The following is a 16,605-nucleotide window of genomic DNA, read 5'->3' as shown; positions in this document are numbered from 1 at the left end:
AAGAAATGAACACGCGTATGCGTAGAGCCGCCGTAGCCGTCGCCGCCACCGCGATGGCCGCTTCCCTTGCCGCCTGTGGCAGCGCCAAGGAAGCCGGTGAGAAGCCGAAGGAGTCCGGCTCCGCCGCCGCGGGTGGCGCGATCAAGATCGGTCTGCTCCTGCCGGAGAACCAGACCGCGCGCTACGAGAAGTTCGACAAGCCGCTCTTCGAGAAGAAGGTCGCCGAACTCACCGACGGCAAGGCCGAAGTGGTCTACGCCAACGCCAAGCAGGACGCGACCACGCAGAACTCGCAGGTCGACACGATGATCACCAACAAGGTGAACGTCCTGGTCATCGATGCCGTGGACTCCAAGGCCATCGCCGGCTCGGTGAAGAAGGCCAAGGAGAAGGGCATCCCGGTCGTGGCCTACGACCGCCTCGCCGAAGGCCCGATCGACGCCTACACCTCCTTCGACAACGAAGAGGTCGGCAAGGTCCAGGGCAAGGCCCTGCTCGAGGCCCTGGGCGACAAGGCCAAGGCCGGTGAGATCGTCATGATGAACGGGTCGGTCACCGACCCGAACGCCGCCCTCTTCAAGAAGGGTGCGCACTCCGTCCTCGATGGCAAGGTGACCATCGGCAAGGAGTACGACACCAAGGAGTGGAAGCCGGAGAACGCCAACACCAACATGGCGGGCGCGATCTCCGCGATCGGCAAGGACAAGATCGTCGGCGTCTACTCGGCCAACGACGGCATGGCCGGCGGCATCATCACCGCCCTCAAGGCGGCCGGCATGGACCCGCTGCCCCCGGTCACCGGCCAGGACGCGGAACTCGCCGGTGTGCAGCGGATCGTCGCGGGCGAGCAGTTCATGAGCGTCTACAAGCCGTACGCCCCCGAGGCCGAGGCCGCCGCGAAGATGGCCGTCGCGCTCGCCAAGGGCGAGAAGCTCGACGCCGTCACCACCTCCAAGGTCGACAGCCCGACCGACAAGGGCATCCCCTCGGTCCTGGTCCCCGTCGTCTCGCTGACCAAGAACAACATCAAGGACACTGTCATCAAGGACGGTGTCTACACGGCCGACGAGATCTGCACCGACAAGTACGCGGCCGCCTGCACCACCCTCGGCCTGAAGTAGGCCGACGGGGCCTCGCGTAGGCCCCGTGTAGGCCATCCCGGCCCCGAAGCGGGTCGGTCCCGGCCGCAGGCAGGTCCCCCCGGGCCTGCCGAGGCCCCAGCGTCCTGCCGGCCGGAGGCCCGCCCCCGCGGCCTCCGGTCCACCAGGACCCCCGCGCCTGCCCGGCGCCCCGCCCCTCTTCCCCCGCCACCCGCGGGGCGCCGGGCAGAAACGATTCCTCAATCCACCCCGCTCCTGCACTTTCTTGCACGACATCCCCGCCGGTCAGGCGGCGAAGGAGATGGTTCATGTGTCCGCTGCGCCCGTGCTGGCGTTGCGAGGGGTCTCGAAGCGGTTCGGTGCCGTCCAGGCGCTCACCGACGTAGAGCTCGAGATCCACTCCGGCGAGGTGGTCGCCCTGGTCGGCGACAACGGCGCCGGCAAGTCCACGCTCGTCAAGACGATCGCCGGCGTCCACCCCATCGATGACGGAGTCATCGAGTGGCAGGGCAAGCCGGTCTCGATCACCAAGCCCCACGACGCCCAGAACCTGGGCATCGCGACGGTCTACCAGGACCTCGCGCTGTGCGACAACATCGACGTCGTCGGCAACCTCTTCCTGGGCCGCGAGCTCAAGCGCCGCGGAGTACTGGACGAGGTGGAGATGGAGCGGCGCGCCCGCGAGCTCCTGACCACCCTGTCCATCCGGATCCCCAGTGTCCGCATCCCCATCGCCTCGCTCTCCGGCGGCCAGCGCCAGACCGTGGCGATCGCCCGTTCGATGCTCGGCGAGCCCCAGCTCGTCATCCTCGACGAGCCCACGGCCGCCCTCGGCGTCGAGCAGACCGCACAGGTCCTCGACCTGGTGGAGCGGCTGCGCGAGCGCGGCCACGCCGTCATCCTCATCAGCCACAACATGGCCGACGTGAAGGCCGTCGCCGACAAGGTGGCGGTCCTGCGGCTGGGTCGCAACAACGGCGTCTTCACCGTCAAGGACACGTCGCAGGAAGAGATCATCTCCGCCATCACCGGAGCCACGGACAACGCCGTGACCCGCCGGGCGGCCCGTACCGGGGAGGCCCGCAAGTGAGCACCGAACACCACACCCATGCGGAAGAGGTGGCCCAGCTCGCCAACCCCGCCGCCCCGGCGGACTCGATTCCCGCGGTGGACCCGCGCCTGCTCGTGCGCGAGCAGGGCCTGGCCGGCTACCTGAGCGAGTTCGGCCGCAAGATGAAGGCCGGCGACCTGGGCTCCCTCCCGGTCGTCATCGGCCTGATCGTCATCTGGGGCATCTTCCAGGGACTGAACGAGAACTTCCTGTCCCCGGAGAACCTCACCAACATCGCGATCACGATGGTCGCCACCGGCATGATGGCCGTCGGCATCATCTTCGTGCTCCTGCTGGGCGAGATCGACCTCTCCGTCGGCTCGGTCAGCGGTGTCTCGGGCGCGATCGTCGCGGTCCTCGCCGTCACCAACGGCGTCAACGAGTGGCTGGCGATCCTGGTGGCCATCGCGGGCGGCGCCCTGATCGGCTCGATCCACGGCTTCTTCTTCGCCAGGATCGGCGCACCGGCCTTCGCGGTCACCCTTTCGGGCCTGCTCTTCTGGTCCGGTGCGATGCTGCAGATCCTCGGCAGCAACGGCACGATCAACCTCGACTCCGACGGGGTCGTGGGCCAGCTCACCACGTACTTCTTCACGGACGTGGCCGCGGGCTACGGCCTCGCCGCCATCGCCGTGATCGGGTACTTCCTGGCCTCGTTCTTCGACAGCCGCCGCCGCGCGGCCGCGGGTGTCCCGTCCCGCCCGATGAGCGAGATCGCGCTGCGCACCGGCCTGCTGGCGCTGTTCACCTTCGGCCCCGCCGCGGTGTTCAACCAGTACAAGGGCCTCCCGCTCGCGGTGGTGCTCTTCGTGCTGGTGCTGGTCGGCACGGACTTCCTCCTGCGCCGTACCTCGTTCGGCCGGAACATCTTCGCCCTCGGCGGCAGCGTCGAGGCCTCCCGGCGCGCGGGCATCAACGTCACCGGGATCCGCATCGCGGTCTTCGCCATCTCGGGCACCTTCGCCGCCGTCGGCGGGCTCTTCTGGGCCTCCAAGATCGCGGCAGCCAACCAGAGCGCCGGTGCCGGCGACCTGCTGATGAACGTGATCGCGGCGGCCGTGATCGGCGGCACCAGCCTCTTCGGCGGCCGGGGCCGCACCTGGAACGCCCTCCTCGGCGTCATGGTCATCACCTCGATCCAGTACGGTCTGGCTCTCGAGGGAATCGCCACGCCGATCCAGTACATGATCACCGGTGCGGTGCTGCTGGCCACCGTGGTGATCGACTCGGTCACCCGCAAGACCCAGAAGACGGCCGGACGCGCCTGACACCGCGCCCGGCGCGGTAAGACCGGTCACAGTGCCCGGTGCCACCCCGTGTGGCACCGGGCATCCGTGCGTACGTCCGTACGTACATCTGTGCGTACGCCTGTGTGGGTATACGCCCGAATGTGAGGTGTGACATCGGGGTGATCTGCACAGGGATGTGTACAGCGATGACAAAGCTGTGACCCGCGTGCGGCAGCCCGATGACCGCGGTCGCCGACGGAACATTAGACTCGACAGACCAGCAAGCAACTGCAAGGAGGCACGGGTGCTGCTGACCCGCATCAAGGGACCGCGCGATCTGGACCGGCTCAGCCAGGAGGAGCTCGACCAGCTCGCCGCCGAGATCAGGTCCTTCCTCGTCGACGCCGTCTCCAAGACCGGCGGGCACCTCGGCCCCAACCTCGGGGTGGTCGAACTGACGATCGCTCTGCACCGGGTCTTCGACTCGCCCAAGGACAAGGTCCTCTTCGACACCGGCCACCAGGCCTACGTCCACAAGCTGCTCACGGGCCGCCAGGACTTCGCCGGCCTGCGCACCAAGGGCGGCCTGTCCGGCTACCCCTCGCGCGCCGAGTCCGACCACGACGTGATCGAGAACTCCCACGCCTCCACCGTGCTGGGCTGGGCCGACGGCCTCGCCAAGGCCAACGAGGTGCTCGGCCGGGAGGACCACCACGTCGCCGCCGTCATCGGCGACGGCGCGCTGACCGGTGGCATGGCCTGGGAGGCGCTGAACAACATCGCCGCCGCCAAGGACCGTCCGCTGGTCATCGTCGTCAACGACAACGAGCGCTCGTACGGCCCCACCATCGGCGGCCTCGCCAACCACCTGGCCACCCTGCGCACCACGGACGGCTACGAGCGCTTCCTGGCCCGCGGCAAGGAGCTCCTGGAGCGCACCCCGGTCGTCGGGAAGCCGCTCTTCGAGACCCTGCACGGCGCCAAGAAGGGCCTCAAGGACTTCATCGCCCCGCAGGGCATGTTCGAGGACCTCGGGCTCAAGTACATCGGGCCCATCGACGGCCACGACATCGAGGCCCTGGAGTCCGCCCTGCAGCGCGCCAAGCGCTTCAGCGGCCCGGTCATCGTGCACTGCCTCACCCAGAAGGGCCGCGGCTACACCCCGGCCCTGGAGCACGAGGCGGACCGCTTCCACGCGGTCGGCGTGATCCACCCGGACACCGGACTGCCGGTCAAGACCGCGGCCGCCAGCTGGACCTCCGTCTTCGCCGACGAGATGGTCAAGCTCGGCCACGAGCGCGCGGACATCGTCGGCATCACCGCCGCCATGCTCCACCCGGTCGGCCTCAACAAGTTCGCCGAGGCCTTCCCGGACCGCATCTACGACGTGGGCATCGCCGAGCAGCACGGCGCCACTTCGGCGGCGGGCCTGGCCACCGGCGGGGTCCACCCGGTCTTCGCGGTGTACGCGACCTTCCTCAACCGCGCCTTCGACCAGGTCCTGATGGACGTGGCCCTGCACAAGTGCGGGGTCACCTTCGTCCTGGACCGGGCCGGCGTGACCGGTGACGACGGCGCCTCCCACAACGGCATGTGGGACATGTCCATCCTCCAGGTCGTACCCGGCCTGCGGCTCGCCGCGCCGCGCGACGCCGAGCAGCTGCGCGCCCAGCTCCGCGAGGCCGTCGAGGTCAAGGACGCCCCGACCGTCGTGCGCTACTCCAAGGGCGTCGTCGGCCCGGCCGTCCCGGCCGTCGGCCGCATCGGCGGCATGGACGTCCTGCGTTCCCCGGCCCCCGAAGTCACCCGTCCGGACGTACTGCTCGTCTCGGTCGGCGCACTCGCCCCGATGTGCCTGGAGATCGCCGACCTCCTCGACAAGCAGGGCATCTCCACGACCGTCGTCGACCCCCGCTGGGTCAAGCCCGTGGACGAGGCCCTGGCCCCGCTCGCGGACCGGCACCGCGTGGTCGTCACCGTCGAGGACAACGGCCGCACCGGCGGTGTGGGCTCCGCCGTCGCGCAGGCCCTGCGCGACGCGGGTGTTGACGTGCCGCTGCGCGACTTCGGCATCCCGCAGCGCTTCCTCGACCACGCCCTCCGCAAGGAGATCATGGCCGAGATCGGCCTGACCGCGCCGGACATCGCCCGGCAGGTCACCGGCCTGGTCGCCAAGCTCGACGGGCGGTTCGACAGCGAGCCGGCCGCCGCCGTCGACTAGGACGGGTACCGGCCACTAGATCGCCGCGCGGTTGCACGTCACGGGCCGGGAGATCACCCTGGAAGGGGTGGGCCTCCCGGCCCGTTCGCGTGCGTCGACACCTGTTTCGGAGGTGCGTCGGTGAGTAGGGATATGAACAGCCCCTTCCGCACCAAGACGGTGGAGCAGTCCATCCGTGACACGGAGGAGCCGGAACACGCGCTCCGGAAGTCGCTCTCCGCCTGGGACCTGACGGTTTTCGGTGTGGGTGTCATCATCGGCACCGGCATCTTCGTCCTCACGGGCATCGCTGCCCGGAACAACGCCGGTCCCGCCACCGCCCTCGCCTTCGTGGCGGCGGGCGTCGTCTGCGCTCTCGCGGCGCTCTGCTACGCCGAGTTCGCGTCCACCGTGCCGGTGGCGGGATCCGCGTACACCTTCTCGTACGCCTCGATCGGTGAGCTGCCCGCCTGGATCATCGGCTGGGACCTGGTGCTGGAGTTCGCGCTCGGCACCGCCGTCGTGGCGGTCGGATGGTCCGGCTACGTGCGCCATCTGATGCACACCAACCTGGGCTGGGACCTGCCCACCGCGCTGGCCGGACCGGACGCGGGAGGAACCTTCGACCTGCTGGCCTTCCTGCTGATCCTGGCGCTGACCGCCATCCTGGTCGTCGGGACGAAGCTCTCGGCGCGGATCACGGCGATCGTGGTCGCCATCAAGGTCACCGTGGTCCTGCTGGTCATCGTCGCGGGCCTGTTCTTCATCAAGGCCGACAACTACTCGCCGTTCATCCCTCCGGCCGAGCCTCAGGAGGCGGGCGGCAGCCTGCACGCGCCGCTGGTCCAGCTGCTCTTCGGCTACGCGCCCACCAATTTCGGTGTCATGGGCATCTTCACGGCGGCCTCCCTCATCTTCTTCGCCTTCATCGGCTTCGACGTCGTGGCCACGGCCGCCGAGGAGACCAAGAACCCCCAGCGGGACATGCCGCGCGGCATCCTCGGCTCGCTGCTGGTCTGCACCGTGCTCTACGTCGCCGTGACGCTGGTGGTCACCGGCATGCAGAAGTACTCGGAGATGTCGCCGACCGCGCCGCTGGCCGAAGCCTTCAAGTCGGTGAACCAGCCCTTCTTCTCCGGTGCCATCAGTCTCGGGGCGGCCGTCGGCCTGATCACCGTGAGCATGATCCTGCTGCTCGGCCAGACCCGCGTGTTCTTCGCGATGAGCCGTGACGGACTGCTGCCGCGCGTCTTCTCCGTCACCCACCCCAAGTACCGGACCCCCTACCGGGCGACCCTCCTGCTCGGCGGAATCATCGCCATCGTCGCGGGCTTCACCAGCCTGGAGAAGCTCGCGGAACTGGTGAACATCGGCACCCTGTTCGCCTTCGTGCTCGTCGCGCTCGGCGTGATCATCCTGCGCAAGACCCGTCCCGACCTGCACCGGGCGTTCCGTACCCCGTGGGTGCCGGTGATCCCGATCCTGTCGATCGCGGCCTCGCTCTGGCTGATGCTCAACCTGCCGGCCGAGACCTGGATCCGCTTCGGCATCTGGATGGCGATCGGCATCGTCGTCTACTTCGCCTACGGACGCTCGCACAGCCGCCTCGGAAAGGTCGGCGCCGACGCGAAGTTCTAGCGGAGGAAAGCCGGAAGCCGGCCGTACGGGTCACCCGTACGGCCGGCTTCCGTGGTCCGGGCCGTCAGCCCTTGGCGGGGGACTTCTTCGCCTCCGCCGGAATCTTCTGGTCGGTGCGCAGGGCCTCCCACAACTGGCCCGCCTGCGGCTCCGCGACGACCACGCGGTTCGGGTCCACCTTGTCGTAGGCGACCGGAAGCATGATCGTCTCCATGGTGTCCGGGTCCACGCCCTTCATGCTCTGGGCGAAGTCGGCCAGGGAGGTGAGAGAGGCCAGGTCGGAGTCGGTGGTCAGCGACTTGGTGCCGGCGTCGGCGAGCTTGTAGAGCCGCGCCGGGTTGCCGAGCGCGTCCTGCTTCTTGATCTCCGACAGCATCGCCATCATGAACTGCTGCTGGAGGCCTATGCGCCCGAGGTCGCTGCCGTCGCCGTAGCCGTAGCGGGTCCGGACGAACTTCAGCGAGTCGGCGCCGTTCAGCCGGTGCGTGCCGGCGTCGAGCTTGAGCCCGCCCTTGGCCCCGCTCATCGGCTTGTCCAGGGTGACGGTGACCCCGCCGAGCGCGTCCACCAGGCCCTTGAACCCGGCGAAGTCGACCTCGACGAAGTGGTCCACGCGGATCCCGGACATCTGCTCCACGGTCTTGACCACGCAGGCCGGTCCGGCCAGCGAGTAGACCGAGTTGAACATGACCCGGTTCGCGGCCTTGACGGTCTTGCCGTCGGCGTCCTTGCACTCGGGCCGGCTGATCAGGGTGTCGCGCGGGATGCTCACCGCGGTGGCCTTGGACCGGCCCTCGGGTATGTGCACCAGCATGGCGGTGTCCGAACGGGCGCCGCTCACATCGCCGTGGTCGAGGTCCGCGTTGGCCCCGGCGCGCGAGTCGGAGCCGAGTACGAGGACGTTCTGCGCGCCCGCGACGACCTTCTTCGGGCGGTTGTCGCCGATCGCCTGGTCCAGGTCGACGCTGTCGATGTTGCCGTTGAGATGGCTGTAGGCCCACCAGCCCGCGCCGCCTGCCGCGAGGATGAGCACGGCCACCGTCAGCAGCACGATTCGCAGGGCACGTCGCCTGCCGCCGCGCCGCGGCCTGCGCCGGGACGGGGGAGTGGTGGCCGAGGGCCGGTCGGTCATGGAGGCAGAGCCCTTCTATTATCGATGGGGTGCATCATAAGACACACTTTCGAGTGGCTGGTTCTTTCTGGTGAAGAGCCCCGCCGCTTGAGCAGGACATACTCGGCAGAAGGGTGGACAGTGGCGTGATCCGAGGCAAAAGCGGTAGCCGGGGCGCCACTTCCGACCGCACGGCGCAGGATGCGGCCCCGGGCGCACCAGGTTCTCGCCGGTCGCCGTCGGTGGCCGGAAACTGGCTGTTCAAGGGCGGCGACGGCCGCCTGACGGCGTACGCCTGCACCCCGCACGGCCTGCTGCGCTGGACCGAGGCCGCGGCCCCCCGCACCGGCTGGAGCGGCCCCGACGCGTTCGAGGTACCGGGCTGGCTGGGCACCGTCTCGATGGCGCAGAGCCGCGAGGGCTACGTGCACTTCGTCGCCCTGCGGGCCGCCGAGGACGGTTCGGAGCGGCCCGAAGTCATCGTCTCCACCCAGTTCCAGCCGGGCCGCGGCATGATCGACTGGCACAGCCTCGGCACCCCCGGCCTGCGCGGCGGCCCCGCCGACGACCGGCTGGCCGGCCCGCCCCGCATCGCCGTCAACCAGCGCTCGGGCTCCACGCACGTCCTCGTCTCCCTGCGCCACGGCGGCGTCCTGCGGCGCAGCCGCAACGCCGAGGGTGCGTGGGGCGGCTGGAAGCAGGTGGCGCCGGAGCCGTACGCCGGCGACGTGGCCCCGCTCATGTCGGCGGGCGGGCCGCTCGAGCTGCTCGCCCTCGGCCGGGCCGGAGCCGACCGCTGGGTGGGCGTCGGCCAGGGCCGCTTCCAGCTCGCCGACCGCATCCCCACTCCGGTCGTCCCCGGCACCCCGGTCCTGTGCGAGACGGGCCCGCGCAGGGTGACGTACTTCTGGCGCTACCCGGGCGACGGTTCGCTGGTCGCCTGGCGGGCCGGGCAGCAGGGCGCACAGGGCGGCGGCCTGATGGCCCTCGGCGGCGCCGGCGGCAGGGGCGCGCCCGCCGTGGTCCGGGCCGTCATCGGCGGCTACGACTGCACGGTGCTCGCGCAGACCGGCGCCGAGGGCGACATCGAACTCACCGCCTACGTCACCGAGAACGAGGGCTACGGCACCTGGTGGGCCTCCCTCGGCGGCCACGGCGCGTACGCCCCCCAGGTGGCGGTCGACGCGGCGGGCCGCATCGTCGTGGCCGCGTTCGACGCGGACGGCGCACTGATCTGCACCCGACAGGACACCACCCAGCAGGGGCTGGTCTTCGGCCCCTGGGACGCGGCCTGAGGCGCACGGCGGCGCCGGGCGGCACAGCCGCCGTGCCGGGCGCGCAGGCCGCGCCGAGCGGCCCGGCCGCCCCGAGGCCCCTCGTCAGGCCCGCGGCAGCGGGGTCCGCTGCGACACCTCGATGCTGAGACCGCCGGACTCCGTGTAGTACGGCGTGGCCGCCAGCTCCAGGCCCTGCGCACCGGGCGCGGCCGCGATCCGCACCGGCATCCGGGCCGTCGTGTCGAGCTCCTCGGCGCGCCGCGTGCCGAGCCGCACCTCCTGGGTCACGCCCTCGAAGCCGACCGCGAGGTGGAGGTCCCAGGTGCCCGGCGGGAGCGGCCAGCCGCTCGAGGTCTGCGCCAGGTTGACCCGGCAGGAGAAACGGCCCATCGCCCGGGGCCTGCCCTTGGCGTTGGTCAGCGCGTCGTCCCGGCGGGCCGTGACCTGACAGCTCTCCGTCGCACCGCTCGTCCGCTCGCGCAGCACCACCCGGGTGGCACGGTCCTTCGTCGACAGCTGCTCGAAGAACGCGAAGCCCTCCAGCAGCAGCATCGGACCGTCCCAGCGGGCCTTCTCCAACTGGTGGGTGACCGTCATGTCACCGGTGATGTCGAACAGCTCGTCCGGCAGGGCGACCTGCGGATCGCGGAAGAACGGCAGCGTCGTGTACACCCGGCCGTTCTCCACCGTCTTGCGGACGGCCGGACGCTCCTTGTCCGCCTCGAACGCGGCCATCTGCTGCGCCTCGGCGAAGCGGCCCTGCGCCAGCAGCGCGAACCGTACGGCCACCATGCGGGGCAGCAGCGCCAGCGCCCCCGGGGACGCCTGGGTGCGCAGCACCTCGGCAGCGGCCCACAGTGCCTGGTCCCGCTCCGCCGCATCGGTGGCGGACAGCAGCGCGGCCGCGGTCGCCTTGCCGAGCTCCACCTCCAGGTGGCGGGACTGGAGCTTGTCCCGGCGCGGCCCCTCCGGCAGCTGGGAGGCGACCAGGGCCAGCATCCGGGAGACCAGGGCGACCCGGTCCGCCAGCGTCACCCGCTCCGCCGGCGAGGGGCCCTTGACCACGCAGGTCGCGTCGCCGACGACCGAGACGTTGTCCGCACCGATGAAGGCGCCGGCCGTGAAGGCCTGGTCGTCGCCGATCACCATGTCGGTGGGGAAGGCCAGCCCGCGGCGCTGCAGCATGCCGGTGCGGAACAGCTTGTCCGGCGTCAGCGACCAGTAGACGCGCGAGGCGTAGGCGTCGGTGTAGGCCTGGTTCTTGCGGAACATCGACGTCGCGACCGCGTGCCGGCCCGAGCTCTCCAGCTTGCCGAGCACGACGTCGGCCTCGTTCGTGTCGGCCGCCGTGACCATCCGCTCCAGCGCGTCGGGCGCCAGCCGGTCCGTGGCCTCCAGGAAGATGACGTACCGTCCGCGCACCTGGCTCAGCGCCCAGTTGCGGGCGGCCGCCGGACTCAGCCCGTGCGACACCTGCCCCACGCGGACGAAGGCGGGGTACTGGTGCGCCGCGCGCGCGAGCACGGAGCCGCTCTCGTCGGTCGAGCCGTCGTCGACGCCGATGATCTCCAGTCGCTCCGTGCCGATGGACTGCACGAAGACGGAAGCCAGGCAGGCGTCGAGCGCGGCGGCCTGATTGCAGACCCGGACGGCGACCGTCACGTCCTTGACGTCGGTGGGGCCGACGGCGGCGGTGTTCATGGTGTCGGGATCCTCGTCAGTTCTGCGGAGCGGCGGGGCGGGGCCACGGCATCTCCCCGGTGAGTTCGGGCCATTGCCAAGGTCGCGGGGCGCTGTCCGAAGGATGCTGCGGGAAGGCGCCCGGGATGTGCTCCAGGGAGCCCACGAAGACGTTCACGTGCGAGGTCAGCTTGGCGGCCGCGGCCGTGCCCACCGTGTACTCGAAACGGTCGTAGCCGGTGAAACCGGGGGCGGGCGCGTACGTGACCCAGCCGTCCTGAGACAGCTGCGCCCGGCCGCCCCGCGGCTGCGTCACGGAGATGGCCGTGCTGCCCGCCGGGGCCGCCGAGAGCACGTTGACGGTGCCCGGCCGGTCCGGTCCGGTCGCGATCCGCAGGCCGCGGGCGGTGGCCGGCCGCAGCGGCAGGGGCTCGGCGGCGAGCTTCCCCGTCCGAACGAGCTTGCGGCCCGAGGCGTCCGGGACGCCCACGAGGATCCGGGGCCGGATGCTGCGTGCCGTGGTCGCGTCGGCGACCCGCAGGTGCAGGACCCCCGTCGTCTGCTCCCCGGCGTCGGCGCGGGCCCGGAACCAGCGCTGGCGGGGGAAGTACTCCAGCCCCTGCACGCCGACGATCTCGCCGACGGCGGTCAGCGGCTCCTCCGCCAGGTACGCGCAGCCCCGCGAAGCGCCCTGGTCGGGTGCGACGGACAGGCCGAACTGGACGGTCTCGCCCGGGGAGACCCCGCGGCGCGGGTCGGCGGAGCTGTACAGGGCCGCGTACACGGCGCCCAGTGACGGGTTGTCGCCGACGGCCTGCCCGCGGCGGAGGAGGTTCACGCGCTGGACTCCTTGCGTGCCGCGGGCTCGGACACCCGGGACTTCGTACGGTGCGAGAACGTCTCCTCGTCCAGCCAGCCCATCTCCTCGTACGAGAAGCGGCGGCGGTCGAGGTCGCGGACCCACGGGGAGGGGATGACGCCCTGCTCGGCGAGGCTGCGGGCGACGAACCGGGCGCACTCGATCGCGCCCTCCGCGCGCAGGTGCACGTTGTCCCCGTCCTGGACGTTCTCCAGGAGCGGCTCGCCCGGCCGCAGATAGGTGAAGACGAGCTTGGACTGCTCCGGCCCGAGCTCCTCCCACCACTGCACGCTCTGGCCGTACAGGTCGACGACCGGGACGTGCTCGTCCTCGGCCAGCTGCCGGGCCGCGAGCGGGTAGTCGCCCAGGAAGCGGGCGACGTTGCCGTGTGCGTCCATGCGGCGCCGTTCGTACGGCAGCAGGATCACCGGGTGGGCCTGGCGCTCGCGCGCGCCGTGCACGAAGGCGGCCATGTTCTCCTGGAAGGTGGAGAACGGCTTGGTGTGCAGGCCGGGGTCCGTCTTCCAGTCGATCTGGCCGAAGCCGAACAACAGGTAGTCGCCGGGCTCCAGGTTGTCGAGGATCCACTGGAGCCGGCCGCGCTCGCGGAAGCTCTTCGAGCTCGCCCGGGCGCGGGCGCAGTTGACGACCTCGACCGCATCGGTGAGGAAGAGGGGCAGGGCCTGGGCCCAACCCACCATCGGCAGATAGCTGAACGGCCGGGCGACCGCCTCGGAGTCGCCGGCCACGAAGATCCTCCGCGGCGGCTGCTGCTGTCCGGGTGTGTACGTCACGCCTAGACCCCCTGGTCCTCCGTGGTCTGGATCAGTACGGACGCCAGCGCCGCCTCGAAGCCGGAACGCTGCGCCGGAGTCGTCGTCGGGTCCTGCTTGCGCACGTCGATCACGTGGCCGGTCATCTCGGACAGCAGGACGTCCAGGGAGCTCAGGGCGACCGACTCGGACGTGAGCAGCGAGCCCGAGGGCTCCTGGCCGAACGCCTTGGTGCGCATCGGGGTGGCGGTGCGCTCCGGGTTCACGCAGTTGACGCGGATGCCGTCCTCGGCCCACTCGTCGGCCAGCGCCTGGGTCAGGTTGACCATGGCGGCCTTGGTCGAGGAGTACAGGCTGTACTCGGCGCGGCCGCGGGTGTAGCTGCTGGAGGTGAAGAGCAGCAGCTGGCCCCGGGTCTCGCTCAGGTACTTGTACGAGGTCCGGGCGATGTTGACGGGCGCGAGGTAGTTGACCTCGAGCGCTTCGCGGATCGTGTCGTTGTCGGTCGCGTCGAGGCGGCCGACGCGCAGCACGCCCGCGGTGTTGACGACGTAGTCGATGCGGCCGGTCTCGGCGTAGGCCTTGGCCAGGGCCTCCTCGACGTGGTCGAGGTTCTCGACGTGCGTGCCGGTGGTGGAGCGACCCAGGGCGAAGACGCGGGCGCCGAAGCCCTCCGCGATGCGGGAGATGTCGGCGCCGATGCCGTACGAGCCGCCGAACACCACCATCGTCTTGCCGGCCAGCTGCTCGCGGTACGCGGCCTCGCCGGCCTGGGCGGGGGCGGCGTGGGAGGCGAGCTGGAACAGCTTGTCGGCGATGAAGACGTCGACGGGCTGGGTGACCTTCATGTTGTAGTCGTCGCCGGTGACCACGTGGACCGGGACGTCGGGCAGGTACTTCACGACGACGGAGCAGTCGTCGGTGGCCTGGAAGAAGGGGTCCGCGGCCGCCCGCTCGTACGCGGCGCGGATCGTGGAGAGCCGGAAGCCCTGCGGGGTCTGGCCGCGGCGCAGCCGGGAGCGGTCGGGGACCTCGGTGATGAACTCGCCGTCGTCGCCGTGGGTGCGGGTCACGATGACGGTGTCGGAGGACGGGATGGCGACGTCGACGGCCTGGTAGCGCTCGAGGGACTCGACGCATTCGCGCACCACGCGCTGCGAGAGCAGCGGGCGCACCGCGTCGTGGAAGAGGAGGTTGCAGTCCTCCCCCTCGCCGAGCCCGGCGGCCGCGGCGGCGATGGCGATCCGGGTGGTCTCGCTGCGGGTCGAGCCGCCGGCCAGGACCTGGGTGACCTTGCCCAGCCGGGCCCGCTCGACGATGCGGCGGGCGTCCTCCACGTACGCGGGCGTCATGAGGAGGATCACCTCGTCGACGTCCGGTGCGTTCTCGAAGACGTGGAGCGTGTGCTCGAGGATCGGCTTGCCGGCGATCTTGAGCAGCTGCTTCGGTATCTCGAGACCGATGCGCTGGCCTGTGCCCCCGGCGAGAACGACGGCGACGGTGCGGTGGGGGACGGGCCTGGAGGTCAAGACTCCTTCTTCCTGATCTGAGGGTGCGGCACGGCGGTCGGGAGGGGCGGTGGGTGGACGGGCGGTGCGACTCGGGCACCCGGGCCGGCGCGCCTACACGGGGTAGGGGGCCTGCTCCGGGTATTCGATGGGGAAGTCGCGCAGCCCCCGCCGGTAGAGGTTGTTGGCGGCCGCGTTGAAGCGGACGATCGACGGCGGGTACTCCTCGCCGAGGAGGTACTCCTTGAGCTGCTCGCGGTACGGGGCCATGACGTCCTCGCGCGGGTTCAGCGTGGCCTCGATGGCCTCGGCGAGACCGTTGCAGTCCCCGTCCAGCAGGTAGGAGGCGTACGCCGTCCGCTGCTCGTTGCGGAACTGGTCGTCCGGCAGGCCGTCGAGGTTGAAGATCGCGTACGGCTTCAGGGTCGCGACGAAGTCGGATACCACGCTGGACATGTCGCCGATGAGCAGGTCGGACTGGTTGAAGCAGTCGTACAGGGCCGGGATCCGCTCGGTCACCACGTGGTGCGCGGCGTCGGGGACGGCGCTCCAGTACAGGGCGCCGGCCTGGTTGCGGCTGCGCCGGATGCGCGCGGTCCGCTCCTCCTCGGTGAGGTCCGGGTACTTGGAGCGGACGCCACGCTCGGAGAGGTCGGCGATGCGCTGGTCGATCCGGGCGAGCTTCTTGGCGGCGGCCTTGGAGTCGGTGAGGTTGCGGCCGAAGCGCCGGGCGTTGTCCTCCTCGAGGAGGGCGATGACGCGGCGGTGGGCGGCGGCGGCCTCGGCGGAGCGCGAGCCGGTGAGCGGGTGCGGCTTGTAGATGATGCGGATGTCGCGCTCGTAGTCGAGCAGCGCCTTGATCAGCTTCTCGCCGGCCGGGATGACCGAGGTGTAGCAGGCGTCGTCGGTCCAGCCCTCCCACGTGGGGGCGTAGATGACGGTGGGCACGGGGCCCGCGACCCGGCCGGTCCAGCGGTGCAGGGGCATCAGCTGGGGGCGGCCGACCTCGACGATCTGGTGGTGCGACACGGCGTGCTTGATGCGCTCGTAGCGGTCGCGGCCGGCCCGGCCGGCCACCCAGATCTCGTCGAAGACCTTGCTGACCCGGTTGCTGCTCGCGAGCTTGTCGCTGTCGCCGTGCCCGATGAAGACGTGCTTGACCTCGGCGCGCTGGAGCATGTGCACGTTCTTGCCCGCGTTGCCGGGGTAAAGGGCGACACGGAGTTCGTGCATCTCGATACGTGCGAGATTGTCCGCCTTCGGAATGCAGATGACGGGAACGGAGGTGGCGTCCAGGTAGCGCAGGGTGGCCCGCTCGCGCAGCACGATGATGGGCCGCAGTTCCAGCGCCTCCAGCGACTCCAGCCACATGTTCACCTGGTACATGAAGTCTTTGGAGACGGCGGCGAAGGTGAAGTAGAGCGCGACCTGGGGGCGGTATTCGGCGAGCTGGTGGTTGAGCTCCTCGATGGCCTCGTCGGTGGTGGGCAGCTTGAGCGCGTTGCGCGCGTCGGGCACCAACACCAGCAGCGAGAAGTAGGCGAGGAAGACCGTCGTGATCATGCCGTACGTGACGAAGCGCCAGTCGTCCGTCGCGATGGTGGCGAGCGAGCCGGCCACCAGCGGGATGTCCAGGTGCAGCGTCTTGCGGACGTGCTTGTTCATCAGGAACGGGTGCGGCATGCGGCGGATGCCGAGCGCCTCCAGGTCCAGCCCGCGCGTGGTGAACGGAAGTTCGTTGCGCATCTTGCGGACGTGCTTGAGGAGCGCGCCGTACGCGAGCTGCAGGATGAACAGGAGGAGCAGGCCGATGGTCGTCATCTGCGCCACGAACGACTCGATGTCGGCGATGGCCCCGCAGAGGCCCAGCAGCAGGAACTGCCGGATCAGGAAGCGCATGGTGAGGCCGAAGCGCGAGTCGCGCAGCTTCTCCAGCGTCGGCGACTCGGTGTTGTGGAGCATCAGGTCGGCGATGTAACTGAGCGCGGCGCAGCCCGCGAACAGGGGGAGCGAGACGAAGGCGACGGCGACCAGCATCCCGACGAAGCTGAGGATGAGCCCAGCCGTGATCAGAACGCCGAACACGGCTCGCAGCCGCTTGGAGCCCATGGTGCGGTGC

The 16,605-nt window shown here is 70.4% G+C and carries 12 protein-coding genes; 6 read left to right on the top strand and 6 right to left on the bottom strand.

Translation table 11 applies throughout. From position 1 onward, the window contains the following. Positions 1-5: 5 nt before the first annotated feature. From ACZ49B_RS23895 to ACZ49B_RS23875, 5 genes are all read left to right on the top strand, one after another. Positions 6-1,121 (top strand): ABC transporter substrate-binding protein, encoded by a 1,116-nt coding sequence (locus ACZ49B_RS23895; RefSeq protein WP_468309234.1) that lies wholly within the window; start codon positions 6-8, stop codon positions 1,119-1,121. A gap of 280 nt (positions 1,122-1,401) precedes the next feature. Beyond that, positions 1,402-2,190, top strand: a complete 789-nt coding sequence (locus ACZ49B_RS23890) for an ATP-binding cassette domain-containing protein (protein WP_266662634.1) — start codon at positions 1,402-1,404, stop codon at positions 2,188-2,190. A 29-nt stretch (positions 2,191-2,219) separates the two neighbouring features. Further along, complete coding sequence (locus ACZ49B_RS23885) at positions 2,220-3,479, top strand: sugar ABC transporter permease (RefSeq protein WP_468309283.1); 1,260 nt, start codon at positions 2,220-2,222, stop codon at positions 3,477-3,479. A 265-nt stretch (positions 3,480-3,744) separates the two neighbouring features. After that, entirely contained in the window at positions 3,745-5,661 is a 1,917-nt protein-coding gene (gene dxs, locus ACZ49B_RS23880) for a 1-deoxy-D-xylulose-5-phosphate synthase (RefSeq protein WP_468309231.1), read from the top strand. Between the two features lie 132 nt (positions 5,662-5,793). Further along, positions 5,794-7,278 (top strand): amino acid permease, encoded by a 1,485-nt coding sequence (locus ACZ49B_RS23875; protein ID WP_468309280.1) that lies wholly within the window; start codon positions 5,794-5,796, stop codon positions 7,276-7,278. A 64-nt stretch (positions 7,279-7,342) separates the two neighbouring features. On the opposite strand, the gene ACZ49B_RS23870 is transcribed toward ACZ49B_RS23875, so the two are convergent. After that, positions 7,343-8,410 (bottom strand): LCP family protein, encoded by a 1,068-nt coding sequence (locus ACZ49B_RS23870; RefSeq protein ID WP_468309228.1) that lies wholly within the window; start codon positions 8,408-8,410, stop codon positions 7,343-7,345. Positions 8,411-8,631: 221 nt separating this feature from the next. Here ACZ49B_RS23870 and ACZ49B_RS23865 point away from each other — a divergent pair, with 221 nt between their 5' ends. Further along, a complete protein-coding gene (locus ACZ49B_RS23865) occupies positions 8,632-9,684 on the top strand; it encodes a PLL family lectin (protein WP_468309226.1) in 1,053 nt (350 codons plus the stop codon). Between the two features lie 84 nt (positions 9,685-9,768). On the opposite strand, the gene ACZ49B_RS23860 is transcribed toward ACZ49B_RS23865, so the two are convergent. The 5 genes from ACZ49B_RS23860 to ACZ49B_RS23840 form a co-directional block, all read right to left on the bottom strand. Continuing rightward, complete coding sequence (locus ACZ49B_RS23860) at positions 9,769-11,367, bottom strand: glycosyltransferase family 2 protein (protein WP_468309223.1); 1,599 nt, start codon at positions 11,365-11,367, stop codon at positions 9,769-9,771. 16 nt (positions 11,368-11,383) lie between these two features. After that, the gene (locus ACZ49B_RS23855) at positions 11,384-12,184 is read right to left on the bottom strand and encodes an Ig-like domain-containing protein (protein ID WP_468309220.1); all 801 of its coding nucleotides are present in this window, start codon (positions 12,182-12,184) and stop codon (positions 11,384-11,386) included. Continuing rightward, positions 12,181-12,999 carry a rhamnogalacturonan acetylesterase gene (locus ACZ49B_RS23850; RefSeq protein WP_468309217.1) on the bottom strand — a complete coding sequence of 273 codons (819 nt, stop codon included), beginning with the start codon at positions 12,997-12,999 and terminating at the stop codon, positions 12,181-12,183. Before ACZ49B_RS23850 ends, ACZ49B_RS23855 begins: the two co-directional genes overlap by 4 nt. Positions 13,000-13,001: 2 nt before the next feature. Beyond that, positions 13,002-14,507: an SDR family NAD(P)-dependent oxidoreductase gene (locus ACZ49B_RS23845; protein WP_468309215.1), complete on the bottom strand. Its 1,506-nt coding sequence runs from the start codon at positions 14,505-14,507 to the stop codon at positions 13,002-13,004. Between the two features lie 93 nt (positions 14,508-14,600). After that, positions 14,601-16,595: a hypothetical protein gene (locus ACZ49B_RS23840; RefSeq protein WP_468309212.1), complete on the bottom strand. Its 1,995-nt coding sequence runs from the start codon at positions 16,593-16,595 to the stop codon at positions 14,601-14,603. Between the last annotated feature and the right edge of the window lie 10 nt (positions 16,596-16,605).

The organism is Streptomyces sp. NPDC031132, from assembly GCF_055570595.1.
Note: the sequence above shows the minus strand (reverse complement) of the source record. Positions and strands in the feature narration are given on the sequence as shown.